At 63.2% G+C, this 25,007-nt stretch carries 21 protein-coding genes and 1 pseudogene; 11 read left to right on the top strand and 11 right to left on the bottom strand.

The features are described from left to right. The first annotated feature begins 65 nt into the window (after positions 1 to 65). Positions 66 to 2,531 carry a ComEC/Rec2 family competence protein gene (locus NKJ20_RS04090; protein WP_352742713.1) on the top strand — a complete coding sequence of 822 codons (2,466 nt, stop codon included), beginning with the start codon at positions 66 to 68 and terminating at the stop codon, positions 2,529 to 2,531. On the opposite strand, the gene lexA is transcribed toward NKJ20_RS04090, so the two are convergent. After that, positions 2,525 to 3,259 (bottom strand): transcriptional repressor LexA, encoded by a 735-nt coding sequence (gene lexA, locus NKJ20_RS04095; RefSeq protein ID WP_352448829.1) that lies wholly within the window; start codon positions 3,257 to 3,259, stop codon positions 2,525 to 2,527. The two genes, NKJ20_RS04090 and lexA, sit on opposite strands and share 7 nt — an antisense overlap. 446 nt (positions 3,260 to 3,705) lie before the next feature. Between lexA and kynU the strand changes: the two are divergent. After that, a pseudogene (gene kynU / locus NKJ20_RS04100) lies at positions 3,706 to 4,952 on the top strand (kynureninase). Positions 4,953 to 5,047: 95 nt separating this feature from the next. Next, entirely contained in the window at positions 5,048 to 5,878 is an 831-nt protein-coding gene (locus tag NKJ20_RS04105; RefSeq protein ID WP_352742715.1) for a hormone-sensitive lipase, read from the top strand. 8 nt (positions 5,879 to 5,886) lie between these two features. Here NKJ20_RS04105 and NKJ20_RS04110 read toward each other — a convergent pair whose 3' ends face one another. From NKJ20_RS04110 to NKJ20_RS04130, 5 genes are read right to left on the bottom strand one after another with little or no spacing between them, the layout of a single operon-like run. Continuing rightward, positions 5,887 to 7,092, bottom strand: coding sequence for a molybdopterin molybdotransferase MoeA (locus NKJ20_RS04110; protein ID WP_352742717.1), 1,206 nt, complete (start codon positions 7,090 to 7,092; stop codon positions 5,887 to 5,889). Beyond that, positions 7,092 to 7,598, bottom strand: coding sequence for a cyclic pyranopterin monophosphate synthase MoaC (moaC, locus tag NKJ20_RS04115; RefSeq protein ID WP_352742719.1), 507 nt, complete (start codon positions 7,596 to 7,598; stop codon positions 7,092 to 7,094). Before moaC ends, NKJ20_RS04110 begins: the two co-directional genes overlap by 1 nt. A gap of 2 nt (positions 7,599 to 7,600) precedes the next feature. Next, positions 7,601 to 8,413 (bottom strand): indole-3-glycerol phosphate synthase TrpC, encoded by an 813-nt coding sequence (gene trpC / locus NKJ20_RS04120; RefSeq protein ID WP_352742720.1) that lies wholly within the window; start codon positions 8,411 to 8,413, stop codon positions 7,601 to 7,603. A 4-nt stretch (positions 8,414 to 8,417) separates the two neighbouring features. Next, positions 8,418 to 9,428 (bottom strand): anthranilate phosphoribosyltransferase, encoded by a 1,011-nt coding sequence (gene trpD / locus NKJ20_RS04125; RefSeq protein WP_352742722.1) that lies wholly within the window; start codon positions 9,426 to 9,428, stop codon positions 8,418 to 8,420. Continuing rightward, complete coding sequence (locus tag NKJ20_RS04130; RefSeq protein WP_352742724.1) at positions 9,425 to 11,317, bottom strand: SurA N-terminal domain-containing protein; 1,893 nt, start codon at positions 11,315 to 11,317, stop codon at positions 9,425 to 9,427. Before NKJ20_RS04130 ends, trpD begins: the two co-directional genes overlap by 4 nt. Positions 11,318 to 11,459: 142 nt before the next feature. Here NKJ20_RS04130 and tpiA point away from each other — a divergent pair, with 142 nt between their 5' ends. The 5 genes from tpiA to NKJ20_RS04155 all read left to right on the top strand — a co-directional run bounded on the left by tpiA (position 11,460) and on the right by NKJ20_RS04155 (position 16,491). Further along, positions 11,460 to 12,227 carry a triose-phosphate isomerase gene (tpiA, locus tag NKJ20_RS04135; protein ID WP_352742726.1) on the top strand — a complete coding sequence of 256 codons (768 nt, stop codon included), beginning with the start codon at positions 11,460 to 11,462 and terminating at the stop codon, positions 12,225 to 12,227. Positions 12,228 to 12,390: 163 nt separating this feature from the next. Further along, positions 12,391 to 12,843 (top strand): preprotein translocase subunit SecG, encoded by a 453-nt coding sequence (secG, locus tag NKJ20_RS04140; RefSeq protein WP_254817294.1) that lies wholly within the window; start codon positions 12,391 to 12,393, stop codon positions 12,841 to 12,843. A 199-nt stretch (positions 12,844 to 13,042) separates the two neighbouring features. After that, a complete protein-coding gene (locus NKJ20_RS04145) occupies positions 13,043 to 14,164 on the top strand; it encodes a L,D-transpeptidase (RefSeq protein ID WP_352448838.1) in 1,122 nt (373 codons plus the stop codon). Between the two features lie 147 nt (positions 14,165 to 14,311). After that, complete coding sequence (pyrG, locus tag NKJ20_RS04150; RefSeq protein WP_023674960.1) at positions 14,312 to 15,940, top strand: CTP synthase; 1,629 nt, start codon at positions 14,312 to 14,314, stop codon at positions 15,938 to 15,940. 11 nt (positions 15,941 to 15,951) lie between these two features. Further along, the gene (locus NKJ20_RS04155; RefSeq protein ID WP_352705649.1) at positions 15,952 to 16,491 is read left to right on the top strand and encodes a DUF1697 domain-containing protein; all 540 of its coding nucleotides are present in this window, start codon (positions 15,952 to 15,954) and stop codon (positions 16,489 to 16,491) included. A 30-nt stretch (positions 16,492 to 16,521) separates the two neighbouring features. Here the strand turns inward: NKJ20_RS04155 and NKJ20_RS04160 are convergent, their stop codons facing one another. From NKJ20_RS04160 to NKJ20_RS04170, 3 genes are all read right to left on the bottom strand, one after another. Beyond that, positions 16,522 to 17,979, bottom strand: coding sequence for an NCS1 family nucleobase:cation symporter-1 (locus NKJ20_RS04160; protein WP_352742727.1), 1,458 nt, complete (start codon positions 17,977 to 17,979; stop codon positions 16,522 to 16,524). 193 nt (positions 17,980 to 18,172) lie between these two features. Beyond that, positions 18,173 to 18,565 (bottom strand): MmcQ/YjbR family DNA-binding protein, encoded by a 393-nt coding sequence (locus NKJ20_RS04165; RefSeq protein ID WP_352705647.1) that lies wholly within the window; start codon positions 18,563 to 18,565, stop codon positions 18,173 to 18,175. Between the two features lie 27 nt (positions 18,566 to 18,592). Next, a complete protein-coding gene (locus tag NKJ20_RS04170) occupies positions 18,593 to 19,285 on the bottom strand; it encodes a TetR/AcrR family transcriptional regulator (RefSeq protein ID WP_352742729.1) in 693 nt (230 codons plus the stop codon). Between the two features lie 136 nt (positions 19,286 to 19,421). Between NKJ20_RS04170 and NKJ20_RS04175 the strand changes: the two genes are divergently transcribed. From NKJ20_RS04175 to NKJ20_RS04185, 3 genes are read left to right on the top strand one after another with little or no spacing between them, the layout of a single operon-like run. Further along, the gene (locus tag NKJ20_RS04175; RefSeq protein ID WP_502894916.1) at positions 19,422 to 20,432 is read left to right on the top strand and encodes an efflux RND transporter periplasmic adaptor subunit; all 1,011 of its coding nucleotides are present in this window, start codon (positions 19,422 to 19,424) and stop codon (positions 20,430 to 20,432) included. A gap of 6 nt (positions 20,433 to 20,438) precedes the next feature. After that, positions 20,439 to 21,680, top strand: a complete 1,242-nt coding sequence (locus NKJ20_RS04180) for an ABC transporter permease (RefSeq protein WP_352448844.1) — start codon at positions 20,439 to 20,441, stop codon at positions 21,678 to 21,680. Next, the gene (locus tag NKJ20_RS04185) at positions 21,677 to 22,348 is read left to right on the top strand and encodes an ABC transporter ATP-binding protein (RefSeq protein ID WP_352742731.1); all 672 of its coding nucleotides are present in this window, start codon (positions 21,677 to 21,679) and stop codon (positions 22,346 to 22,348) included. The genes NKJ20_RS04180 and NKJ20_RS04185 overlap by 4 nt, the downstream gene beginning before the upstream one ends. A gap of 21 nt (positions 22,349 to 22,369) precedes the next feature. On the opposite strand, the gene otsB is transcribed toward NKJ20_RS04185, so the two are convergent. After that, positions 22,370 to 23,131, bottom strand: coding sequence for a trehalose-phosphatase (otsB, locus tag NKJ20_RS04190; RefSeq protein ID WP_352448846.1), 762 nt, complete (start codon positions 23,129 to 23,131; stop codon positions 22,370 to 22,372). Next, on the bottom strand, positions 23,128 to 24,909 hold the full coding sequence (locus NKJ20_RS04195; RefSeq protein ID WP_023674969.1) for an alpha,alpha-trehalose-phosphate synthase (UDP-forming): 1,782 nt from the start codon (positions 24,907 to 24,909) through the stop codon (positions 23,128 to 23,130). The genes otsB and NKJ20_RS04195 overlap by 4 nt, the downstream gene beginning before the upstream one ends. Positions 24,910 to 25,007: the final 98 nt, after the last annotated feature.

Genomic DNA, 25,007 nt, shown 5'->3' on the forward strand with positions numbered 1-25,007 from the left:
TGCGGACTTTCGCGCGTTGCGCGTTCATGTAGCATAGGAGGTCGAGGGCGCAAGGGGCAGACCCGATGGCTGTGCGAGGCCGTGGTGCGGGCAAGGGCGAGGACGTTGGCAGCGGCGTCAGCGAACGCTTGCTGTTTGCCGCTCCCCCGCCCGTCCTGCCGGCACCGGCATTGCTACCTGCTCCGCGCTTCGATGCTCCGTCGCTGCCGGCCAGCGACCCAGCAGCGGTTCTCGTGCCCGCGGGCGAGCCCATCGTACGCCTGCCCAGGCGTTTCCGCCTCCCGTCACCGTCCCGTATCCGCAACAGCGTAACCACGGCAGCCGGCCTGGAACTCGACCGCGGCATCGCCTTCCTGCTGGTGCCGGTGTTCCTCGCATGCGGGGTGGTCGTTTATTTCGGGCTGTCGGTGGAGCCGGCCTTTCCACAGCCGATCGCAATCGCGCTCCTCGCGACCCTTTGTGCCGTCGTCTCGCGGTCATGGCCCAGGACGCGCCTGTGCTTCATGGTGGCGCTGCTCTGCGCGCTTGGCGTACTTGCCGCCAAGTTCGAGACATGGCGTGTCGGAACGCATATGCTCGGCTCCGAAATCTCGACGCGGCTGACGGGTCGCGTCGTATCGTACGAGCCCATGGCGAGCGGCCGCATCAGGCTGACAATCGATGTGATCTCAACGGCCAGGCCGACACTGCGCTACATGCCGGAACGGGTCCGCGTTTCGGCGATGAAGATACCGGCTGAGCTGACCGCCGGTTCCGAGATCACGGGCTATGTGCGGCTGCTGCCGCCGACCGGCCCGGTGCGGCCCGACAGCTATGATTTCTCCTTCGACAGCTATTTCGCCGGTATCGGCGGCAGCGGCTTTTTTCTCGGCAATCCGAAAGTCGTGTCGTCGGGCAGCATGCCGCTTGCCGCGCAGCTTTCTTCCGCGATCGAAGACGCGCGCGAATCCATCGCCGACCATATCCGCAGCCGCATCGGCGGTGCCGAGGGCGAGATTGCTGCTGCGCTGATCGTCGGCGTGCGCGCCGGCATTCCCGAGGAGATCAACGAAGCGATGCGGCGCACCGGCATCTACCACATCATCTCCATCTCGGGGCTGCATATGGCGTTGGTCGCCGGCACCATCATGGCGCTGCTGCGGGGTGCCTTCGCGCTGTTTCCCGATTTCTCATCGCGACGGCCGGTCAAGAAATATGCCGCGGCCGCCGCGCTTTTTTCGATTGCGGCCTACCTCGTCTTTTCCGGCATTGTCGTGGCGGCCGAACGCAGCTTCATCATGCTGGCGGTGATGCTTATCGCCGTGCTGTTCGACCGGGCCGCGCTCACCATGCGCAACCTGGCGATCTCGGCCATCGCGGTCATCCTGGTGTCGCCGCACGAGGTGGTCGGTCCGAGTTTCCAGATGTCCTTCGCCGCGACGGCGGCCCTTGTCGGCGCCTATGCAGGCTGGTCCGATTACCGCGCCGGCAGGGCCACCATGCCGCCGCCGCGGCTGTCGCCGCTACGCTTTGCCACGCGAAAGGTCCTGCTGGGCATGTGCGGTCTGGCGATGACCTCGATCATTGCAGGGAGCGCCACGGCGCTTTTCGCCATATGGCATTTCCAGCGCGTGGCGCCGCTCAGCCTGTTCGCCAATCTGGCCATCATGCCCATCGTGTCACTGGTCGTCATGCCCTTCGCCGTTCTCAGCGCGCTGGCGATGCCGTTCGGTGCGGATGGCCCTTTCCTCTATGTCATGGGCAAGGGGCTGACGGCGATGATCGCCCTGTCCGGGTGGATCTCGGAGCGCTCGCCGATCGATGCGGTCGGGCTGATTTCGCTGAGATCCGTCCTTCTGGTGACGATCGCCCTCGTCATTGCCAGCATGGCGACGACCTGGTTGCGGCTGGCGGCACTTCCTTTTGCGCTCGCCGGCTTGCTGACGACAACGCAGACACGCATACCCGACGTATTGGTCTCGGAGGACGCACGGCTGGTCGCGCTGCCGATCGGCAGCGGTGAACTCGCGGTCAACCGGGCACGCCCGAATGAGTTCACCATCGACAACTGGAAACGCGCGCTCACATCAGAGGCTATCGTCGCGCCGGAAACACCTGGACAGAACGACCCGCAATTCGACATTGCCGATCCGGCCGACCTACCGCCGGGCATGCCGTTCATTTGCACGGACGGCCTCTGCCTTGCCAGGCATCCATCCGGCGCGATCATCGCGCAAGCCAAGGACCGCGATACTGCGCGGCCAGCCTGCGCCTTTGCCAGCTTGATCGTCATCGACGACGCCACCGCCCATAACCCCTGCTACTACGACCGGCTGGTCCTCGTCGTCACCAAACGGCAACTGGCGCGCGCGGGAAGTGCCGCCGTCTACTTCGATCCACAAGCGGCAACGCGCGCCGAAATCCGTTTCGCGGTCGAAAAATCATACCGGCCCTGGCACGTGCAGCGGAAATTTTCACGCGCGGCACGGGGCCTGCCGCCATACCGCAGGGCCGACAACCCCAAAGCCGGCGCCAAGGGCGGGGCTCAGTAGCGGCGGATCAGTCCGACGAGCTTGCCCTGCACCTTGACCCTGTCTGGTCCGAAGATGCGCGTCTCGTAGGCCGGATTGGCGGCTTCCAGGGCGATCGAGGCGCCCTTGCGGCGGAACCGCTTCAGCGTCGCTTCCTCCTCGTCGACCAGTGCCACCACGATCTCACCGGGGCTCGCCGTATCGGCATTGCGGATGATCACCGTGTCGCCGTCGAAAATGCCGGCCTCGATCATCGAATCGCCTTTGACCTCGAGCGCATAATGCTCGCCGCCCATGATCATATCCGGCGGCACCGAAATCGAATGCGTCTGGTGCTGGATGGCGTCGATCGGCACACCGGCGGCGATGCGGCCCATCACCGGGATCGAAACGGCGGCGACGACATCGTCGTCATTTCCGGCTGCGGGCACGCGCGACGATGTCGGCTTGCCTTGCCGAGGACCGCCTTGCCCAAGACTGCCCTGGATGACACTCGGCGAGAACTTGCGTGCCGCATTGAGGCCGGGGGCGATCGAGTCAGGCAGGCGCAGCACCTCCAGCGCACGGGCCCGGTTGGGCAAACGGCGAATGAAGCCGCGCTCCTCCAGCGCCGTAATCAGCCGGTGGATTCCGGATTTGGAAGCCAGGTCGAGCGCTTCCTTCATCTCGTCGAAGGAAGGCGGGATACCGCTTTCCTTCAACCTTTCGTGGATGAACATAAGCAGTTCGTGTTGTTTGCGTGTCAGCATAGCGACCCCCAACAGAATCAGAAAAACAAACCCAGAACAAACACTATCTGTTCCAGTTGTGTTCCGCAACTGTTTAAAGTTTAATGAATGCGTTAAGGCTCGGGAAACAAACGACGTCCCCTACCGGCGTATCGCATTTTCACCGCCGCGAGCCTCATCGCCTTGATTCTGCTTTCGTTTGCGCCCTTCTGGCATCCTAGAAGGCGGCACTGGCATCGGCCGTCGGTCGGCAAAAGGCACGGAATTGAACCCGTATCGACTGTACGGTTTGGTCAATGCACCGTGAACGAAACGAACTCAAAACGCCAACCTCGGGTTAAGTCCCGGTTTCCACCGCCTGGTCAGGCTGCTTCTCGCCGGTGGAGCCTTGCTGCGCGCAACCAGGTAATGGAAGAACAGTCGATGCGTGTCCGGCGTTGCGTTGGATCCTGGGGAGCAGACAAATCATGACAGGAATTCCCGATCTCGTGGCCATAAAGGCGATGGATGCCGCGGATCCGCTGCGCGCGATGCGCGACCGCTTTGTGTTGCCGCAAGGAGTGATCTATCTCGACGGCAATTCGCTAGGAGCTGCTTCACGTGCCGCTTTCGATGAACTGCACAAGGCCGCGACCGAAGAATGGTCACATGATCTCATCCGCGCATGGAACACGGCCGGCTGGTTCAACATGCCGCTTGAACTTGGCGACCAGCTCGGGCGCCTGATCGGTGCCGCGGCCGGCCAGACGGTGGTCTGCGACACGACATCGGCTAACATCTACAAGCTGCTGCACGCCGCCATGGCCATGCGACCGGAGCGGCAGGTCATCGTCGCCGAGGGCGATAGTTTTCCGACGGACCTCTACATGGCCGAGGGTGTGGTTTCGACGCGAAAAGATACGCTGCTGCGCCTCTCGGGGGTCGACGCGCCGACCATCGAAGAGCTGATCGACGAACGCACCGCCGTGGTGCTGGTCAACCACGTCAACTATAAGTCGGGCGAACTGCGCGACATGCCGGCGCTGACGCGCAGGGCTCAGGAAGCCGGGGCGATGATCGTCTGGGATCTCTGCCACACCCCCGGCGCGATGCCAGTCGAGCTCGACAAGGCAAACGCCGATTTTGCCGTTGGCTGCACCTACAAATATCTGAATGGCGGCCCGGGCGCGCCTGCCTTCATCTATGCGGCTGAGCGGCATCTTTCCTACATCCAGCAGCCGCTCACCGGCTGGTGGGGCCATGCACGGCCCTTCGCCTTCGAGCCAGGCTATGCGGCCGGCACCGGCATCCGCCGGTTTCTGTGCGGCACGCAGCCGGTCCTGTCGATGCGCACGCTGAAGGGCGCGCTCGACATCTGGAACGATGTCGACATGACGGCGGTGCGCAAGAAGAGCATCGCGCTGGCGGATCTGTTCATCGAGCTTGTCGAGGCAAAGTGCGGCACTTACGGGCTCACGCTCGAAAGCACGCGCGATGGGGAAAACGCGGCAGCCAGATTTCATTCATGCATGAGTATGGCTACCAGGTCATGCGCGCGCTGATCGAACGTGGCGTGATTGGCGATTTTCGCGCGCCATTGACCATGCGCTTCGGCTTCACCCCGCTCTATGTCGGCTATGCCGATGTCTGGCAGGCCGTCAAAGTGCTTGAGGACATCCTGCGCACCGGTGCGTGGAAGGATACGCGCTTCGCCATCAAAGCAGCTGTCACTTGAGATTGATGCGAGAGCTGGAATCGTGAGGCTGGCGACGACGCGCCGCGCGATGCTCACGGCTACGTTGCAAGGCCATATTGCCAGGGAGGCGCAGGGTGTTCGAACGTCACATTGCCGATTGGGACAACGCCTATGCCAACAGCGCCAACATAGCCGGCAGCGATCGGTGGCCGGCGGCCTGGATCGAGCCCGCGCGGGTTTTCCGCGACGTGCTTTCGACCGAGGGCAGGGCGCGGCTCGACATGGCCTATGGCGACAACCCACGCAACCGGCTCGATCTTTTCCTGCCGGCCATCAAGCCCAAGGGACTCGTGGTGTTCGTTCATGGCGGCTACTGGATGGAATTCAACAAGAATTTCTGGTCGCATCTTGCCACTGGCTCTGTTGATCGCGGCTATGCGGTGGCGATGCCGTCCTACACGCTCTGTCCGCAGATACGCATTGGCGGCATCGTCAAGGAAGTCGGCGCGGCGATCGGCAAGGCGGCGGCGATGGTCGCAGGGCCGCTAATGCTGACCGGGCACTCGGCCGGCGGCCATCTTGTTAGCCGGATGGTTACGGCGACGACGCCGCTGGCGCCCGAAGTGGTCCGGCGCGTTCGTCATGTGGTGTCGATCTCGGGGGTGCACGATTTGCGCCCGATCATGCGCACCGGCATGAACGAGACGCTGGCGATCGATGAGGCCGAGGCGCAGGCCGAAAGCCCAGTGCTGCTGCGCCCGATGGACAAGGCCCGCCTGACCTGCTGGGCCGGCGGCGGCGAGCGCGCCGAATTCCTGCGTCAGAGCGCGTTGCTGGCCAACATCTGGATCGGCCTGGGTACCGCGACCAGCTTGGTGGTCGAGCCTGACCGGCATCATTTCAACATCATCGACGGTTTGGCCGATCCAGATCACCCGCTGACCCGGACCTTGATTTCGGAGTGAGGCAGGGTTCAGCGTAGCATCAGTACGTCGCAGGGGGAGCCCGCCGCCGCGGCAGGAGCGAACGGCGCGCGAACGATCAGCCCGTCGGCATCGGCCAGCATTTTCAGCATCGAGGAGTCCTGGATGCCGAACGGCGTCGCCACGAGCGTACCGGCGTCATCTATGACAACAGCCCGCACATAATCTTGCCTGAGATCGTTGGCCGGCATGGCAGCACCGAGCCGTGCCCGACGTATATCCTGCTGAAAGGCGCGGCCGCCGAGCCGCGCCAGCAGCGGCTTCAGGAAGAGCTGAGTGCAGACCAGGCTTGCCACCGGATTGCCGGGCAGGCCGATGCAGCGAATGTCTCCCAGCCGCCCGAACATCAGCGGCTTGCCCGGCCGCATGGCGATCTTCCAGAAATCGAGCGTCATGCCTTGCCCGGTCAGCACGTCATGGACGAAGTCGTGGTCACCGACCGAGGCACCGCCCAGCGTGACGATGACGTTCGCGCCAGCCTTCACGGCCTTTTCAACCAGCGCAGCGATCGCCTCCCTGCGGTCCGGCGCGATGCCAAGGTCGAGCGCGCGCGCACCGACCGACTGTGCGGCAGCGGCGACACCATAGGCGTTGGAGGAGATGATCTGGTCGGGGCCAAGATCGCTGCCCGGCGGCAGCAATTCGTCGCCGGTGGCGATGATGGCGACCAGCGGCCGTTTGACCACGCGCACCTCGGGGTGATTGGCCGATGCCGCCAGCGACAAGGCCGCCGGGTCGAGCAGGCGGCCTTTGGGCAGCAGGACATCGCTCTTGGCGAAATCGAGCCCGAGGCGGCGGATGTTGCGCCCCTGCACCGTCGGTTCCGTCACTTCGACGCTGCCGCCGCCGAGATCGCGGACGTTCTCCTGGATGACGATGGTGTCGGCGCCTTCGGGAAGCGGCGCGCCGGTAAAGATGCGCACGGCCTGCCGCTGCTGCACCGTTCCGGCAAAGCCGCGTCCGGCCGGCGCCATGCCGACCACCGAAAGCCTTGCCGGTACGGACGCGATATCGGCCGCCCGCACGGCATAGCCGTCCATGGCGGAGGCATTGAACGGCGGCTGGGTTCGGAGCGCCACGACCGGCTCCGCCAACACGCGGTCTGCGGCATCCAGCAGTGCGACGCGTTCACCCGGTAGCGCTGCTGCGCCGTCCAGCAGGCGCTCGAGCGCCTCGGCAACTGGGACCAGCGCCATTATCCGCCTGCCTCGGTGGCCTCGTCTCCGGTGATCTTGTAGTCGCCGGATTTGCCGCCGGTCTTTTCAACCAGCCTGATGCCGGAGATGACCATGGCGCGGTCGACCGCCTTGGCCATGTCGTAGATGGTCAGGCAAGCGACCGAGACGGCACTCAGAGCCTCCATCTCAACGCCGGTCTTGCCGGTGACGCGGGTCAATGCTGTCACCTTCAGGCCGGGCAGCGCGGCGTCCGCCTCGATATCGACAGATATCCTGGTCAGCAGCAGCGGATGGCAAAGCGGGATCAGTTCATGCGTCTTCTTGGCCGCCATGATGCCGGCAATGCGCGCGGTGCCCAGCACGTCGCCCTTCTTGGCGTCGCCGGCGAGGATCATGTCCAGCGTCTCGGGCCGCATCGCGACAAAACCTTCTGCGACTGCCGTGCGCACCGTCTCAGCCTTGTCGCCGACATCGACCATGTTGGCTTCGCCCTGCGCGCCAAGATGGGTGAGGGCGGCCGCCATCCTCAAACGACCTCTGCCGGCGCCTTGCCCGTCAACAGCAGGCGCGTTGCCGCGGCCACGTCCTGCTGGCGCATCAGGCTCTCGCCGACCAGGAAAGTCGCAATGCCGCTCTGCTCCAGCCGGCGGCAATCGTCGTGCGAAAAGATACCGCTCTCGCTGACCAGATGGCGGTCGGCCGGCACCATCGCTACCAGCCGCTCCGAGGTCTGTAGGCTGGTTTCGAAGGTCCGGAGATTGCGGTTGTTGATTCCGATCAGCCGCGACGACAGCTGCAGCGCGCGTTCCATTTCAGCCTCGTCATGCACTTCGACCAGCGCGTCCATGCCGAGCCCGAACGCTGTCGCTTCGAGTTCTCTTGCCAACGCGTCGTCGACGCTGGCCATGATGATCAGGATGGCATCGGCGCCCCATGCCCTGGCCTCGTAGACCTGATAGGGGTCGAACAGGAAATCCTTGCGCAATGCAGGCAGCTCGACGGCAGCGCGCGCAGTGGTGAGGAATTCGGGCGCGCCTTGGAAGGAGGGTGCGTCGGTCAGCACCGAAAGGCAGGCGGCACCGCCCTTCGCATAGGCCCAGGCCAGCGTCGGCGGATCGAAATCGGCGCGGATCAGGCCTTTGGATGGACTAGCCTTCTTGATTTCGGCAATCAGCGCGAACCTGCCGGATTTGCGCGTTGCTTCAAGGGCGGAAAGAAAGCCGCGCGGCGCGTCGGCATCCGTCGCCCGTGCCTTGATCTCGGCCAATGACACGCGTGCCTTGGCCGCCGTGATCTCGTCGCGCTTGTAAGCCTCGATCTTGCGCAGGATGTCGGACATGGTTTTAACCGTTCGAAATCTCGATCAGCCTGTCGAGCACTTTCAGCGCGCGGCCGCTGTCGATGGCCTGCGCCGCCGTTACCATGCCGTCGGCAAGCGTCGTCGCTTTGCCGGCCACCACCAGCCCGGCGCCGGCATTCATCAGCACCGTATCGCGAAAGGCGCCGGCTGCGCCGGCCAGCATGTCGCGCAGTGCCTGGGCGTTGTGGGCGGCGTCGCCGCCGCGCAACTCGTCCTTGGTGTGCCGCTTCAGTCCGACGGCTTCCGGGGTCAGCGTAAAGCTGCGGATCTCGCCGCCGGCCAGTTCGGCGACAAGTGTCTCGCCGGTGGTGGTGATCTCGTCATAGCCGTCGCCATGGACGATCCAGGCATGGTCGGCACCAAGTTCCTTCAACGTTTCTGCCACCGGCATGATCCATTCGGGCAGGAACACGCCGACCATCTGCCGTCTGACACTCGCCGGATTGGAAAGCGGGCCCAGCAGGTTGAAGATGGTGCGGGTTCCGAGCTCGACCCGGGTCGGGCCGACATGCTTCATCGCCGGGTGATGCGCCGGCGCGAACATGAAGCCAACGCCGGCCTCGTGAATGCAGCGGCCGATCGTCTCCGGAGGGATGTCGATCTTGACGCCCAATGCGATCAGCACATCGGCGGCGCCGGTCAGCGAGGACAGTCCGCGATTGCCGTGCTTGGCGACGGGCACGCCGCTGCCGGCGATGACGAAAGCGGATGCGGTCGAAATGTTGACGCTGTGCGAATTGTCGCCGCCGGTGCCGACAATGTCGATGGCGCCCTCGGGGGCTTCGACACGCAGCATCTTGGCGCGCATGGTGGCGACGGCGCCGGCGATCTCGCTGACGGTCTCACCGCGCACGCGCAATGCCATCAAGAAGCCGCCGATCTGGCCGGGGGTAGCATCGCCCGACATGATAATGTCGAAGGCCTCGCGCGCCTCCTCGAAGGAAAGAGCGCTGCCGGCGGCGACCTTGGCGATGTGGATCTTCAGCGCGCTCATCTGGCCAGGGCTTGGGTTACGGCCGTCTGATCGATGCGGACGTCATATTGCGTCTGCAACTGCGCTACCAACTGGTCGAGCAGGTCGTCGGACATGCCGGATGTGAAGGACTTCTGTGCGTCCTCGGGTACTGAGCTGGCGTCGGCCCCGGCGGGCTCGAATACCTCGGCAACCTTGAACAGGATCTGTCCGTCGCCCGTGGGCGAGGGGATCAGCCCGGTGCCGCCTTCGCCGACGCCGAACATCGCGGCGGCGCCTTCCTTGCCGAAATCGACGTCGTCAGCATCGCGCTTGACGCCGCGCTTGGTCTGCTTTTCGAGCTTGAGCTCACCGGCGATCACCTCGAGCGTGGCGCCAGCCTTGAGACGCTTCTCGAGCTCCTGTGCTTTTGCGGTGAGCCGTTTGGTGGTGTCCGCCGCGGTCCAGTCGGCCACGACCTTCTGGCGGACTTCGTCCAATGTGCGGTCGCGGGCAGGCGTGATCGCGCTCACGTCGTAGAAGACGAAGCCGTTATCGGCGGTGGTGAGGCCTTCATTGTCGGTTCCGGGTTCGGATTCGAACACCGCCTTGATGAGTGCCGGCGATTCCGGCAGGTCTTTGACGATGCTTCCATCCGGCCGTTGGCCGGTGCGATCGATGGCATCGATGGTGACGACCTTCAGCTTCAATTTGGCGGCTGCCTCGGCGAGCGAACTGCCCGAGGCGCGCGTATCCTCGTAATTGTCGTGCACGTCCAGCAAGATGCGGCTTGCCTCGCCCAGTGCCAGGTCCTTGCGGATCTGCTCGGATACTTCAGCCAGCGGCTTCACCACTTCCGGCTTGATCTCGGTGACGCGCAGCAGAACGGGACCAAATGCGCCTTGTACGACCGGGCTGACCTCATTGACGTTTAGTTTGAAGGCAGCGTCGGCGACCGCCTTGTCGGCGATCTTGTCCTTGGCCAGCGTGCCGAGCAGCGTGTCGGCCGGCGTCTTGCCTTCGGCAGCGACGATCTTGTCGAAGGTCGCGCCGGTCCTGAGCGAATCGAGCGCCGCCTTTGCGGCATCAGGTGTCTTGAACACAAGCTGCTCGATGGTGCGCATCTCCGGTGTGGTGTAGCGCGCCTTGTTCTTATTGTAGTCGTCGCTGACCTGTTGGTCGGTCACCGCGCTCAAATCCATGATGTCTTCCGGTTCGAGCCTGACATAGGAGAACTTACGGTATTCGGGCGCGGCGTAGGTTTTCTTGTTTTCCTCGAAATAGGCCGAAAGCGCGCTGTCGGACGGCGCTTCTATCGGTTCGACCAGCGATTTCGGCAAGGTCAGGTAGTCGATGGTGCGATCTTCGCCGCGATAGAGCGCGACCGCCTTGAAGAAAGTATCCGGGGCCTTGAGGCCGTCCGAAACCGCCTCGACGATCTGCTGGCGGACCGCGACCTGGGCGCGGTTCTTCAAATAGTCTTCCGGCCGCATTCCGATCTGCCGAAGCAGGTACTCGAAGGTTCTCCTGTCGAAGCTTCCGGCAGGCCCTTTGAACGCCGGGTCTTCACGCGTCAGTTCGGCGAGCCGGTCCTTTGACAGGCCGAGTCCGAGCTTGCGGGCCTGCTCGTCGAGGACGGCGCCCGACACGAGTTGCGCCAGCACCTGGTTGTCGATGCCGAGCGCCGTCGCTTGCTCACGGCTGATGCGCTGGCCGAATTGCTGCGACATGACGCTGAGCTGGCGATCGTAGGCGAGGCGGTATTCGTTGATCGAGACCTTGGTGCCTCCGGCCGTGATCACGGCATCATGGCCGGCAAGACCGCCCATCAGGCGGCCCGAGATGCCCCAGACGGCGAAGCTCAACACCAACAATGACAGCAGCAGTTTAGCGACCCAGGTCCCCGCCGCGCTTCTCAACATACCAAGCATGAGTACTTCCGATTTTTGCGCATTTCGCATGCGCCGAGTCTGAAACAAGCGCAATAGCGCCCTTCCTGCCCACTGTCGATTGCTTTGTGGCCTGATTTTGATAGTGAGGGCCAGCTGGAAATTGCCCGGAGAAACAAATCCCATGACGCCTGGAATCCGCCCGCTCGTCGCCGGCAACTGGAAAATGAACGGCACCAGCGCCTCGCTCAACGAGCTCAGGATGATCGGCAACGGCTTCATGAGTGGGCTCGACGCCGAGACCGAAGCGGTGGTCTGCGTGCCGGCGACCTTGCTTGCGCACGCCGCCGAGATTCTGTCGCGCACGCCGGTGCGGGCCGGCGGAGAGGATTGCCACACCGAGGAAAGCGGCGCCTACACCGGCTGCATTTCGGCCGAGATGCTGAAGGATGCAGGTGCCAGCCATGTCATCGTCGGCCATTCCGAATGCCGCGCCGATCGCAAGGAGGACGATGCCTTGGTCCAGGCCAAGGCCTCCGCCGCATGGCGCGCCGGGCTGGTGGCCATCATCTGCATTGGTGAGACAAGAGCCGAACGAGAAGCAGGAGCCACGCTCGACGTGCTGTCGCGCCAGGTCGCTGGCTCGGTCCCGCCAAACGCCACGGTTTCCAACACCGTCATTGCCTATGAGCCAATATGGGCGATTGGGACCGGCTTGACCCCGACCGCCGCCGACGTCGCTGAGGCACATGCGCATATCCGCGAAGAACTGGCACGGAAGCTCGGCAATACGGCGGCCAAGATGCGCATTCTCTACGGCGGCTCGGTCAAGCCGTCCAACGCCGTCGAGTTGCTCGGCGTCAGGAATGTCGATGGCGCGCTGGTCGGCGGCGCCAGCCTGAAGGCGGCGGACTTCCTCGGCATCGCGGAAGCCTATCGAAACATCGCTTGATACAAGGACTGCTTGCTGCATTTGAGCGGACGGCCGGCGCCGAAATCGTTGCAAAGGACGCATTGCTTCCCATATTCCGGCCACGGGCTTGGAAATGCCGTCAAAGCATTGTATTGAGCCGCCTCCAAATCAGCGGCCGCACAAGGCCTTGCCAGGGTAAATTATGGAAACCGTACTGATCGTCGTCCACCTCATGGTCGTGCTCGCGCTTGTCGGCGTGGTGCTGCTGCAGCGCTCCGAAGGCGGCGGCCTCGGCATCGGCGGCGGATCGGGCTTCATGACCGCGCGTGGCGCCGCCAATGCGCTGACGCGGGCGACGGCGATCCTGGCTGCCGCTTTCTTCGTCACTTCGCTGACACTGTCGATCGTTGCGCGCTATGGCGAGAAGCCGATCGACATTCTCGATCGCGTGCCGGCGACCTCGGACGGAGCAGGCAAGGGCGTACTCAACCAATTGCCTGGAACCACGACGCCGACGCCGCCTTCGGGCACCACGGCGCCGACCCCGCCGTCCGGCAATGGCGCGGCAACGACGCCGCCGGCAACCGCTCCGGCGACGCCGCCAGCGACAAACGGCGCCACCGCGCCGGCCACGCCGCAGGTCCCCAACCAGTAATAGGGCAACTTATGCCGCGATCTGTTGTCGTTTGAACACAGTCGCGGCAAATGCCGCATGATCACGAAGATTCGACTGCGCCTCACGCTTGAGGCGCTTCCGGCTAATCGATTATACGTTGCACGCGGCATTCTCGGCGTCCTTGGGGGGCGCCGGGCGACGCCGTGGGCAACAAGCATTGAACGATCGGATCTTCCCCATGCAGCTTCGCAGCTTCATTTTTGCCGGCCTTTGTGCCGTGCTCAGCCTAGGTGCGCCCGCTTACGCGGCCATGCCGACGGCAAACTCGGCCCACAAAGCCGCGACAACAACCGACGTCGTCAAGGTCGCTGCCAAAAGCGATGCAGCGCAATTGAAGCTTCTCAAGAAGAAGAAAGATCCGACGCCGGACGACCTTGCGCAGATCCGCAAGATCGAAGCCAAGATCGCAGCCGACAAGGAAGCCGCTCGCGCCAAGGCACTCGAAGCCAGGAAGCTGGCGATGCGTGAGGCGGCGAAAGCCAAAGCCGATGCGGAACGGCAGGCGTTCCTTGCCAAGAAGAGCCAGCCGCTCGCAACGGCCAAGGTGGCTGACGCCACGCCGGCCAAGAAGAAGACCGTCAACATCATCGAACCGATTACGCCCATTGCGCCGATCCAGTCGGCCGAGCCGATCCCGGCCGAGGCCATGAACGTTGCGCTGACCGGCAACAATGGCGAGTTGCGCAGCGAACCGGTCGGGCAGAAGCCTCAGAGCGTCGGGCTTTTCGCGGGACTGTTCGGCGGCACATCCTCTTCGTCGATGTCGCTGCTTCCGGAAACACGCGCGCTCGACGCCGCGCTCGAAAGGAAGCAGGCCAAGCGGCAGTTCAAGGTCAAGGCGGAATTCGTGCCGCAGGAGGTCGAATTCACCGGCTACAACCCCGGCACCATCGTCATCGACACCAGCGCCCGTCGTCTCTACCTCGTCGAATCATCGTCAACCGCCCGCCGTTATGCCATCGCGGTCGGCCGGGAAGGCCTGCAGTTCAAGGGTACGGTTGCCGTCGGCGACAAGCAGGAATGGCCGCGCTGGATTCCGACGCTGGATATGCAAAAGCGCGAACCCAAGCACTATGGCCAGTACAAGGACGGCATGCCCGGCGGCGGCGACAATCCGCTCGGTGCGCGCGCCATCTATCTTTACGACGGCAAGAAAGATACCCACCTGCGCATTCACGGCACCATCGCGCCGCAGTCGATCGGAACCAGCGCCTCCAATGGCTGCTTCCGCATGATCAACGAGCACGTCATGGACCTTTACCGCCGGGTGAAAGTAGGCACCAAAGTCGTCATTATCTGACGCTTTGACAGATCGTGCCAAAAGGGCCGGCCTCGCCGGCCCTTTTGTTTTGATACGCCAACGACCAGAGCGCCTTCTTGGGAAAAAGCCTTCGCGGCGGTTTTTTCTCTGGCGGAATCAATTCGGCCGCGTTAAGCGATGACTCCCATGGCGCGATATGTATTCATCACAGGCGGCGTGGTTTCCTCACTTGGAAAAGGCATTGCTGCAGCGGCCCTTGGGGCTCTCTTGCAGGCGCGGGGCTATCGCGCACGCATCAAAAAGCTCGATCCCTATCTCAATGTCGATCCCGGCACGATGTCGCCCTATCAGCACGGCGAAGTCTTCGTGACCGATGACGGGGCCGAGACCGATCTCGATCTTGGCCATTATGAGCGCTTCACCGGCCGCTCGGCCAACCAGCAAGACAACATCACCACCGGCCGGATCTATAAGAACATCATCGAGCGCGAGCGGCGCGGCGACTATCTCGGCGCTACCGTGCAGGTCATTCCGCACGTCACCGACGAGATCAAGAATTTCGTCCTCAACGGCAATGACGACTACGATTTCGTGCTGTGCGAGATCGGCGGCACCGTCGGCGACATCGAAGCGATGCCGTTCCTGGAGGCGATCCGCCAGCTCGGCAACGACCTGCCGCGCAACAACGCCGTCTACGTCCACCTGACCTTGATGCCTTACATTCCGACGGCGGGCGAACTGAAGACCAAGCCGACGCAGCATTCGGTCAAGGAGTTGCGCGGCATCGGCATTGCACCCGACATACTGCTGGTCCGCGCCGACCGGCCGATCCCCAAGGAAGAGCGCAGAAAGCTGTCGCTGTTCTGCAATGTCCGCGAAAGCGCCGTCATCCAGGCGCTCGACGTCCCGCATATCTACGACGTGCCGATGGCCTATCACAATGAAGGGCTGGATTCGGAAGTGCTGGCGGCCTTCGGCATCGATCCCGCGCCGAAGCCGCGCATGGAACGGTGGCAAGCGGTGTCCAACCGCATCCACAATCCGGAAGGCGAAGTGACCATTGCCGTCGTCGGCAAATATACCGGCCTCAAGGACGCCTACAAATCGCTGATCGAGGCGCTGTCGCATGGCGGCCTCGCCAACCGGGTCAAGGTCAAGCTCGACTGGATCGAAAGCGAGATATTCGAGAAGGAAGACCCGGCGCCGTGGCTGGAGAAGGTCCATGGCATTCTCGTCCCCGGCGGTTTTGGCGAGCGCGGCTCGGAGGGCAAGATCCTGGCGGCGAAGTTCGCGCGCGAGCGCAAGGTGCCGTATTTCGGCATCTGCTTCGGCATGCAGATGGCCTGCATCGAGGCGGCGCGTTCGCTGGCTGGCGTCGAGCGCGCATCATCGACCGAGTTCGGTCCAACCGAGGAGCCGGTCGTCGGCTTGATGACCGAATGGCTGAAGGGCAACATGCTGGAAAAGCGCAGGGAAACCGGCGACCTTGGTGGTACCATGCGGCTCGGTGCCTACCAGGCCGACCTCGCCAAGGGATCGAAGATCGCCGAGATCTATGGCGATACGCAGATTTCCGAACGCCATCGCCACCGCTACGAGGTCAATGTCGACTACAAGGAGCGGCTCGAGGATTGCGGCTTGGTGTTTGCCGGCATGTCGCCGGACGGCGTGCTACCGGAAACGGTCGAATATCCCGACCACCCCTGGTTCATCGGCGTGCAGTACCATCCCGAGTTGAAAAGCCGGCCGCTCGATCCGCACCCGCTGTTTGCCAGCTTCATCGAGGCGGCGGTAGAGCAGTCGCGGCTGGTCTAGACTAGCCGCCCATGCAAACTTACGTCGCGCTGCTCTACAGCATTGTCCTGGGCGAGGGGCAGCGGGTCGTCATGTCCGATCTGAAGGCGATGGCCGAAGGCCTGGGTCTGAATAACCCGCGCACGCTGGTAGCGACCGGCAATCTGGTCTTCGAGGCGCAAGAAACAGAACTTGCGACGTTGGAGCAGCGGCTGGAGGCGGCGTTCGCAAAGACTTTCGGCCGCCACGTCGACATCATCGTGCGCCGCGCCGACGGCTGGCTAAGGCTGGCGGCCGGCAATCCGTTCCCAGCTGAATCGGCTGAGACCGCGGACCAGGTGGCGGTGCGCGTGATGCGAGCGCCCGTTCCCGCCGAGACCGCCGTGGCGCTTGAGGCATATGCCGGCAAGGACGAGAAGCTGCGGATTGTCGGCGGCGACATCTGGATCGTCTTTTCCCGCGAGATGCCGAGTTCGCGGCTGCTTGCGGCGGTGAGCCACAAACGTCTCGGCATCGGCACCTCGCGCAACTGGAATACCGTGCGCCGCCTGGCCGAAATGATCGCAGAATGAACGGGGCGGCTCGCGCCGCCCCGACACCGGTCAGGCCTTGGCTATCCTGGCTCTGGCACCGAGTGCCATCGTGCGCAGCACGTAATAGATGACGCCGGCAATTGCCACGCCGAAGAACCAGCCATAGACGCCCCACCAGGACGGCAGCAGGCTGGTGAAGTTGGGCAGGATCGAGGAGAAGACCGCGCCGATACCGGCGGCGATGAAGGCATTGACATGCCAGCCGCCCTGAAAGCGGAATTCGCCATTCTCCCTGTAGAGCGCCTCGACGTCGACCTCGCCCTTCCGGATCAGGTAATAGTCGACCATCATCACGCCGAAGATCGGCCCCATCGTCGCGCCAATGATGTTGACGAAGGAGGCGGCACTGCCTTCCCAGGGCGCGAATGGATAGAGCACCAGCGCGATCAGCGCCGCGATGTAGCCGCCCTTCTTGAAGTCGATCTGGCGTGGAAAGACATTGGAAAAGTCGAAGGCCGGCGACACGAAGTTCGCCACCACATTGATGCCGAGCGTCGCCACCGCAAAGGTCAGGGCTGCGAGCGCCGCCAGGAACCAGCTGTCGAATTTCGCCGAAATCTGGTCGGGATGCAGCAGCACCTCGCCATAGACGTCGAAGGCGGTGATCGTGGTAACGCCTGCGACCAGCGAGAACAGGATAAGATTGACCGGCAGGCCCCAGATGTTGCCCTTGCGCAGCGATGCCTTGTCCGGGGCGTAGCGCGCGAAATCGCAGAAGTTGAGATAGAGCGCGGAGAAATAGGTCACCCAGATTGCGGCCACCGCAAACAGCGAGGTCCAGGAGCCCGGCGTGCCCGGCACGCCCGCGTCCTTTGTCTTTTCCAGCAGCACATCCATCGGGATGTCGCTGGTGAAAGCGAAAGTGCCTGCCTTGATGCAAAGATAGATCGCCAGGATCAGCATCATCACCCACACCGCCGGTCCGGCCCAATCCTGGAAGCGGCGCACCGTTTCCATGCCTCTCTGGATGATCAGGAGCTGCAGCGCCCAGATGACGGCGAAGCAGATCACCTCGAGCCCGGAGTGGCCGAGGAAATGGGTGCTCTGGTTGAAGTCGGCGAACCATTGCGAGCGGATCAGCAGGGCTACGATCGCCCCGGAGGCGGCCGCCGTCTGCGCGCCGTACCAGAAGCAGGCGACGATGGCGCGCACCAGCGCCGGTATGTTGGCGCCCCAGATGCCGAAGGAGGCACGCGCCAGGACAGGGTAGGGCACCCCGGTCTTCACGCCGGCATAGCCGACCATGTTCATTAACGCATAGATGATCAGCGAGCCGATACCGATGGCGATGATGAAGTTGACGAAGCCGCCGCAGAACAGGAACAGGCTGGCAGCGAGATAGTAGCCCCACAGGCTGTGGACGTCCGACGTCCAGACGTTGAAGATCGAGAACGGTCCCCAGTTTCGAACCTTCGCCGGTGCGAGATCCTCATTGTACAGGTCCGGTGATGCGTCTTGTATGGTCATTGCTATGTCCTCCCCTTGTTACCGCACGCGCCTCCACGCATGGCACGCAGGTTAAGCCTGACGCAGGGGAACCGGCAAGCAGACGATTTGCCGGCGTTGGGCTTAAAGTCATTCAATGAGAAACGCGCTTATCGGCGTGGCGTCGTTGAGCTTCTAGCGCCGACGATTCGGGGGGTGACACCGATCGCTCGACCTAAGCTCCCGAGTCCACCTTGTACGTGATCAGGGCGGCAAGCTTTTTGGGCGCTTGTGCGCGATAACTCTCATCGAGCCATGACTTCAGTTGTCCGATCGGTGGCAGTTCGTCCGGTGCTGGTTCGAATGTCACCCATCCGCTCTTGCCAAGGCCGTACTCCGCCGGCGACGCATAGTGGAGCTTTCTCGCCTCGTCGCCGCTGTAGGGGAGTTTGAGGGAGATGCTGAACGGTTCGCCTTCCAGGCTCAAATAAGCAAAGGTCTTGCCTTTCACCGCGAGATCGTCGTGACCAGGCCACGGACTCTTTGTCTCGGCGCCCGGATAGGTGAGGCCGAAGGCGCGCAGTTCCTTGAGAACGGCATCGGTCGAAGCGCGCGATTTCCTACTCATCAACTCTCCTCCATCGCTGTCAGCGGCTTACGGTCCGGCTTCGAGAAAAGCCCGGGCAAAACCGGGCTGCACGGCTTCTATCGTTCCATCGGGCAACTTCAAAAGCCGGTCGATTGCGATGCCGTAGAACCGCAATCGGCCCTCGAGCAGCCGCGCTGCTTCGTCGATATTACCCTGTTCGGCCTGTAGCAGGGCGCGGTGCATCACGTCCCGAAAGGTCAGCCGGAGTTGCAGGAACATCTCGGCAAAAGCTTGCGGGTCGGGCACGTCGAGAATGCCTTCCTCGCTTCCCTTCCTGAGCAGATTTGTGATTATCGGCTCGGCCAGTTCCCTGGCCGCCTGGTCGACCCGATGGAAGAGGGCAAGGTTCTCGGGCCGGAACACGACGAAGAACGTTTTTCGCAATTGCGGGGCAAGCTCGATGTTCAGCCGTCGCGAGCCGGCAAAGAGCGCATTGAGCCGGCCAATCCCATCGAGTGACGGGTCGTCGAGGAGGGGTTGCAGCTCGGCAAGGCTGTCACGTGCGAGACGTCTGGCGAGCGCCTCCAGCAGGGCCTCCTTCGACGCGAAATAGTGATAGAACGCACCCTTCGACAAGCCGGCCTCGCGGATGATGTCGTTCACCGTCGTGTTGTCGTAGCCATGCTCGAAGAAAAGCCGCTGGGCACAGTCGAGGAGCTCGGCGGATCGTATCTCCGGCGGCTTTATTACTCGGGGCAAAATCAACCTCAAAAAGTACAGGGGGCAAGAGGAGCACGAACCGTTTCTTTATGCAACTTTTATAGACCGACGGTCGGTCTAATGCTATGTCTGCCACCGCTCCGACGTTCGCATTCGATGGTGGAGGGAGAGCTTCTTGCGACGGATACGTTGGACTGTCGGCATCGTTCTTGTCGCGGCGACTGCTGCTTTCGGCGCTTGGTATGTGTTGCAGCCGGCCAAGGTTTCGGTCGTGACGCCACAACGCGGCGACGCGGCGGAAATTGTCTATGCGAGCGGCTCCGTCGAGCCGCGAACCTGGGCCAAGGTGGCTCCCGTGGTTCGCGAGCGGATCGTCGAGCAATGCAATTGCGAGGGGTCGCGAGTTAGGCAGGGCGACGTACTCGCCAGGCTCGACGACAGTGAAGCGCGGGCGGCGCTTGGCGAACTCGAGGCGCGTCAAGCACTTGCCCAGGAAGAGCTCCGGAGGCTGACCGTGCTTGCCGAAAGGCGTGCGGCAAGCCAGCAGGCGCTCGATCGCGCGCAAAGCGAGCTTGGCCAGATCGAAGCGCTGGTTGCCGGACAGAAAGCGCGGCTCGACACCTACGTCTTACGAGCGCCGAGCGCCGGCGTCGTGCTCAGGCAGGACGGGGAGGTGGGTGAGGTCGCCGAACTCGGCACGGTGTTGTTCTGGGTCGGCGAGCCGAAGCCGCTCCTGGTGGTCGCCGAGGTCAACGAGGAGGACATTCCACGGGTCGAGATCGGCCAGCGCGCGCTGCTTAAATCCGACGCGTTCCCTCGGCAGAATCTGGAAGCGGTGGTCGACAGCATCACGCCCAAGGGCGATCCGGTGACGAAGACCTATCGCGTCCGCTTCCGCCTGCCGGACAATACGCTGCTTCGCATAGGCATGTCGACCGACGTGAACATCGTCATCCGCGTCTCGAAAAACGCGCTGCTGATCCCGTCCGTCGCGATCGAAGGGAACAATGTGTTCATGGTCGAGGGCGGCAAGGCCGGGCGCCGTGAAATCCGCACGGGCATTCGTGGCACCAATGGCGTCGAGGTACGGTCAGGCATCGACGAGAAGGCCAGCATCGTCTCGCCCTATCCCGCTGACCTCGGCGACGGTGCGCGCGTGAGCATCGCCGCCGCGCAGGAGAGATAGGCAACGATGGCGCTGATCGTCGACATTGCCGTAACGCATATCGCCGGCCGCGGCCGCCAGACGCTGGTCGCCATAGTCGGCGTCGCGGTGGGTGTCGGCTTCTCAATTGCGATGGCGGCGCTGATGCAGGGCGGGCAGGACGATTTCGTCAGGCAGCTCGTCGACACGATGCCGCATGTCGACATCACCGACGAGCAGCGCACCGCCCGCCGGCAGCCGGCCGAGGACTACTTCGAGACCGCCGCCATCTCGGGGCTCCGGCCACGCGACGATCGACGCGGCATTATCAACCCGACCGCCGCGACCTCTTGGCTGGAGAGCTGGATTCCCGGCCGGTTCGCAGCAAGCCTCAAGACGCAGGGCGTGATCCGCTATTCCAGCCGCGAAGTGGGCGCAGCTATCATCGGGGTCGATCCGCAGCGCGAGACCGGCGTTTCACCGATCGTCGGAGAGTTCGTCGAAGGCAGCTTTTCGGAACTTGCCGCGGGCGGCAACAACGTGCTGATCGGCAACACGATGGCGAGCCGGCTCGGTGCCGGGTTCGGCGATACGATAACGGCGGTCTCCTCGGAAGGGCTCACGCGCAATTTCAAGATCGCCGGCCTTTTCCACACCGGCACCACCGCGCGCGACGAAGGCGAAGCTTATGTGCTTTTGAAGAACGCGCAGATTCTCTCAGCGCGGCCAAACGCCATCAACGAGATCCGCATCAAGCTCGACGACCCCAACCGCGCTCCGGCGGTGGCGCATCGTGCAGAGGCCGAACTGGGCTACAAGGCCGTGGCGTGGCAGGAGGCCAATGAATCGATCCTCGAAGCACTCGTCGTGCGCAACGTCATCATGTACACCGTCGTCGGCGCGATCATGCTGGTTGCTGGCTTCGGCATCTACAACATCATCTCCACCATCACGCACGAGAAGGCGCGCGACATCGCCATCATGAAGTCGCTTGGCTTCCCGGAGTCCGACATGCGCCGGCTCTTTTTGCTGGAAGGCGTGGCGATCGGCGCTGCCGGCTCTGTGCTCGGCGGGGTGCTTGGCTTCTCCATGACCTATGCACTGTCGCTGGTGCGTTTCGAGATCGCCGCGACTGGCCAGGAGATGACCCGGCTGCCGATCGCTTGGAGCTTGATGCACTACGTCATCGCGTCGGCTTTCGCGCTGGGCTCGGCGGCAGTGGCCGGCTACCTGCCGGCGCGCCGTGCGGCGCGCCTGAACCCCGTCGAGATTATCCGAGGCGCGTCATGAGCGCACTCATCGAGACCGAGAGACTGACCCGCATCTTGCCCGAGACGGTCCCCGTTACGCTGGTCAAGGACATCACGCTCACGATCAACGACAACGAATTCGTCACCGTGACCGGTCCCTCCGGCTCCGGTAAGTCCTCGCTGCTCTATCTGCTTGGGTTGCTCGACCGGCCGACAGGCGGGACCTTGAGGATAGGCGGACGCGATAGCGAGCCTATGAATGAAAGGGAGCGCGCGCAGACACGGCTTTCGACGCTGGGCTTCGTCTTCCAGTTTCATTTCCTTCTGCCGGAATTCACGGCGCGCGAAAATGTCGAAATCCCGATGCGCAAGCTTGGTCGGCTGGCCCGACCCGTGATGCGCGAACGGGCGGGCGAGTTGCTGTCATCCCTTGGACTCGGCGAGCATCTCGACAAGCGGCCTGACCAGCTCTCCGGCGGCCAGCGTCAGCGCGTCGCGGTGGCACGTTCGCTCGCCAACGACCCGCCGCTTATCCTCGCCGATGAGCCGACGGGGAGCCTCGACAGCAAGAGCTCCGAGCAGGTCTTCACGATCCTGCAGAATCTGGTGCGCGAGCGCGGCAAGACCGTCGTGGCGGTTACGCACGATCTCGACATGGCGGCGCGCATGGATCGCCGCATTCACATCGTGGACGGCAAGATCGAATAAGGCGTGTTGATATTCAGATGATCAAGAGACCGGCAAGGCCTCGAAATTGGCCTCGAGCCAGGCTATTGCGCCGGTCACGTCGTCGAGGGCATAGTTTGCGGTCGTCGGTCCGTTCGGCTTCACGCGGATGGAGATGCCGCCAATTTTATTGATCGCCTCGAAACCGTGTTCGTCCGATGTATCGTCTCCGAGGAATATCGGCCGCCCGCCGACAAAGGGCGGAATGTCCATGAAACGCCGGATGGCAGCACCTTTGACGGCTTCCAAAGGCATGAGCTCGACGCCGGCGTTTCCCGGAAGCACCCGATAACCCTTCGGAAGCCGGGCCAATGCCTGTTCGACGAGCTGGATTGCGGGTGCAAGCAGTTGCGGTGCTGCTCTTGTATGAACGGCAAGGACCGGCCCCTTGCGCTCGACATAGACCTTGCCGCTGCCCAGTTCGGCCTCGATCTCGTCCGCAAGGGCGGCGATGTCGGCCGGCGCGTCGGCGGCATCGATCGGACCGCTCGGCGTCAGCCGGTGCTCCAGCCCATACAGTCCGGCGATCCGCAGCTTCAGCGGATGGAACAGTTTGTCCACGGCGGGAATCGATCGGCCGGTGATGAAGGCGACCGCACCATCCAGCCGCCGCTCGATGCGTTCGAGCAGATTGCGCAATTCCTCGCCGACGAACACCGCGTCGGGATGGGCAGCGTGTTCCAGCAGGGTTCCGTCGATATCGAGGAACAGCGCCCATTGCCCTTCCGACAGGTTCAACGCCGGCGGTTGTTCAAAGCTTTTCACGACGCTGCCTTCCGAGCCCGCTCGAACATCGAGATGACGTTGTTGGTGTTCGATGGCGGGCGCTCGCCGGTTCCGGTCACCCTGTCGAGATCGCCGCGTTTTCGCAGGCGCGCGGCGTCCAGCAGCATACTGCCGGCCCAGCGGTAGACATTGTTGTCGCGGACCATCTCGCGCATCGGCCGCAAACGTTCGCGCTGCTCTTCCGGCGTCATCGTCAGCGCCTGCAACAGCGCCTCGCTCATCATGGCCGCATCGTAGGGGTTGACGATCAGTGCTTCCAGCAGTTCGCGCGAGGCACCGGCGAAGGTGCTGAGCAAAAGCACGCCCTGTTCGTCGTCGCGCGCTGCGACGAATTCCTTGGCGACAAGGTTCATGCCGTCATGCAGACTGGTGACCATACAGATGTCGGCGGCGCGATAGACCTCGTAGACCTGCTCCTGCCGATGATGTTCGGCGACCATCAGGATAGGGCTGTATGTCTCGCTGCCATAGCGCCGGTTGAGCTCCTCGGCACAGCGGCGGCATTCGTCGTGGAGTTGCTGGTAGGCGGGCAATGTCCCCCGGCTCGGCGCGGCGATCTGCAGGAAAACCACCTTGCCTATCCATTCGGGATATCTCGTGAACAATTCGTCCAAGGCATGGAAGCGATCGAGAATGCCTTTCGTGTAGTCGAGGCGCTCGACGCCAACGCATAGTTTGGTATCCGCAGACAGGCCGAATCTGTCGCGCACGCTGGCGCGGCACTCCTCCACAGACGGCAGTTTTGCCAGCAATTGGGCCGGCCATTCTATGGAAATGGGATAGGCGTGGACCAATGTGGTCTGCCCACCATAGGAGATTGCCGCGTCTGCCCGTTCGATCCGGCTCTCCAGAAAGCGGTCGACACTTTCGGTGAAGTTGTTGGCATGGAATTGGGTATGAAAGCCGATGATCGAACTGCCGAGCAGTCCTTCCAGGATCCGCTCACGCCACGGACAGATGCTGAATACTTCCGAATTGGGCCAAGGGATATGCCAGAAGGTGATGACTATCGCGTCCGGCAGGCGCTGGCGGATCATGCGCGGCAGCAGCGCGAAATGGTAGTCCTGCACCAGCACGATCGGCCGTTCGTTGCGGGCTTCGGCAACCACCGTATCGGCGAATTTGCGGTTGACGGCCTCGTAGGCGTCCCAGTCCGAGGCGCGAAACACGGGGCGGGTGAAGGCGATATGGCAAAGCGGCCATAGGCCCTCATTAGCGAAGCCCAGATAATAGCCCTGATATTCCTCCTCCGTCAGCCAGACCCTGCGCAGCGTGTAGGACGGATTGCCTGGCGGCACCTGCACCCGGTCGTCCTTGTCGACGGTGAGGCGGTCTGCCGTGCCGCCGCCATAGGCGATCCAGGTGCCGGCACAGGCGCGGGTGATGGGCTCGAGTGCCGAAACCAGCCCGCTGGCCGGCACCAAAAGTTGGACCCCGTCGTCCTTGATGTTGTGGATGTAGGGTTCGCGGTTGGACACCACGATGACCTGTGCGTCCGGCAGGTCGTCGGCCAGGATCTTGCGCAACGTGTCGGGCGACCATGTGACCAGTGCCGCATCGGCCGACTGGCCGTTCTTTTCGAACTCGCGCAGCACCTTGCGTGCCGCTTCCGACGCGACATCCTCGCTCGGCGTGTATGCGGCCGCCGTTGCGCGGCCGCGACGCTGGCGGGATATCGACAGGAGAATGGCAAAAGCAGAAAAGCCAAAACTTGCAATCAGCAAAACCCAGAGCAGGTTTACAGTATAATCTGACATGGAATGTGATCTCGCCTCCGGCCGGCCGATAGCCGTTTTTTATTTGTTTTCTGGTTCGCCGCCATATGACAGCAACACCATCCCCGCCCCGCCCATTT

This window comes from Mesorhizobium sp. M0185 (genome assembly GCF_040322175.1).
Lineage (GTDB): Bacteria > Pseudomonadota > Alphaproteobacteria > Rhizobiales > Rhizobiaceae > Mesorhizobium.

Bases quoted from the DNA above. Each gene is read 5' to 3' on its own strand.
- NKJ20_RS04090 (WP_352742713.1), top strand. From the start codon at position 66: ATGGCTGTGCGAGGCCGTGGTGCGGGCAAGGGCGAGGACGTTGGCAGC.
- lexA (WP_352448829.1), bottom strand. From the start codon at position 3,259: ATGCTGACACGCAAACAACACGAACTGCTTATGTTCATCCACGAAAGG.
- NKJ20_RS04110 (WP_352742717.1), bottom strand. From the start codon at position 7,092: ATGGCGCTGGTCCCAGTTGCCGAGGCGCTCGAGCGCCTGCTGGACGGC.
- moaC (WP_352742719.1), bottom strand. From the start codon at position 7,598: ATGGCGGCCGCCCTCACCCATCTTGGCGCGCAGGGCGAAGCCAACATG.
- trpC (WP_352742720.1), bottom strand. From the start codon at position 8,413: ATGTCCGACATCCTGCGCAAGATCGAGGCTTACAAGCGCGACGAGATC.
- trpD (WP_352742722.1), bottom strand. From the start codon at position 9,428: ATGAGCGCGCTGAAGATCCACATCGCCAAGGTCGCCGCCGGCAGCGCT.
- NKJ20_RS04130 (WP_352742724.1), bottom strand. From the start codon at position 11,317: ATGCTTGGTATGTTGAGAAGCGCGGCGGGGACCTGGGTCGCTAAACTG.
- tpiA (WP_352742726.1), top strand. From the start codon at position 11,460: ATGACGCCTGGAATCCGCCCGCTCGTCGCCGGCAACTGGAAAATGAAC.
- secG (WP_254817294.1), top strand. From the start codon at position 12,391: ATGGAAACCGTACTGATCGTCGTCCACCTCATGGTCGTGCTCGCGCTT.
- NKJ20_RS04145 (WP_352448838.1), top strand. From the start codon at position 13,043: ATGCAGCTTCGCAGCTTCATTTTTGCCGGCCTTTGTGCCGTGCTCAGC.
- pyrG (WP_023674960.1), top strand. From the start codon at position 14,312: ATGGCGCGATATGTATTCATCACAGGCGGCGTGGTTTCCTCACTTGGA.
- NKJ20_RS04155 (WP_352705649.1), top strand. From the start codon at position 15,952: ATGCAAACTTACGTCGCGCTGCTCTACAGCATTGTCCTGGGCGAGGGG.
- NKJ20_RS04160 (WP_352742727.1), bottom strand. From the start codon at position 17,979: ATGACCATACAAGACGCATCACCGGACCTGTACAATGAGGATCTCGCA.
- NKJ20_RS04165 (WP_352705647.1), bottom strand. From the start codon at position 18,565: ATGAGTAGGAAATCGCGCGCTTCGACCGATGCCGTTCTCAAGGAACTG.
- NKJ20_RS04180 (WP_352448844.1), top strand. From the start codon at position 20,439: ATGGCGCTGATCGTCGACATTGCCGTAACGCATATCGCCGGCCGCGGC.
- NKJ20_RS04185 (WP_352742731.1), top strand. From the start codon at position 21,677: ATGAGCGCACTCATCGAGACCGAGAGACTGACCCGCATCTTGCCCGAG.
- NKJ20_RS04195 (WP_023674969.1), bottom strand. From the start codon at position 24,909: ATGTCAGATTATACTGTAAACCTGCTCTGGGTTTTGCTGATTGCAAGT.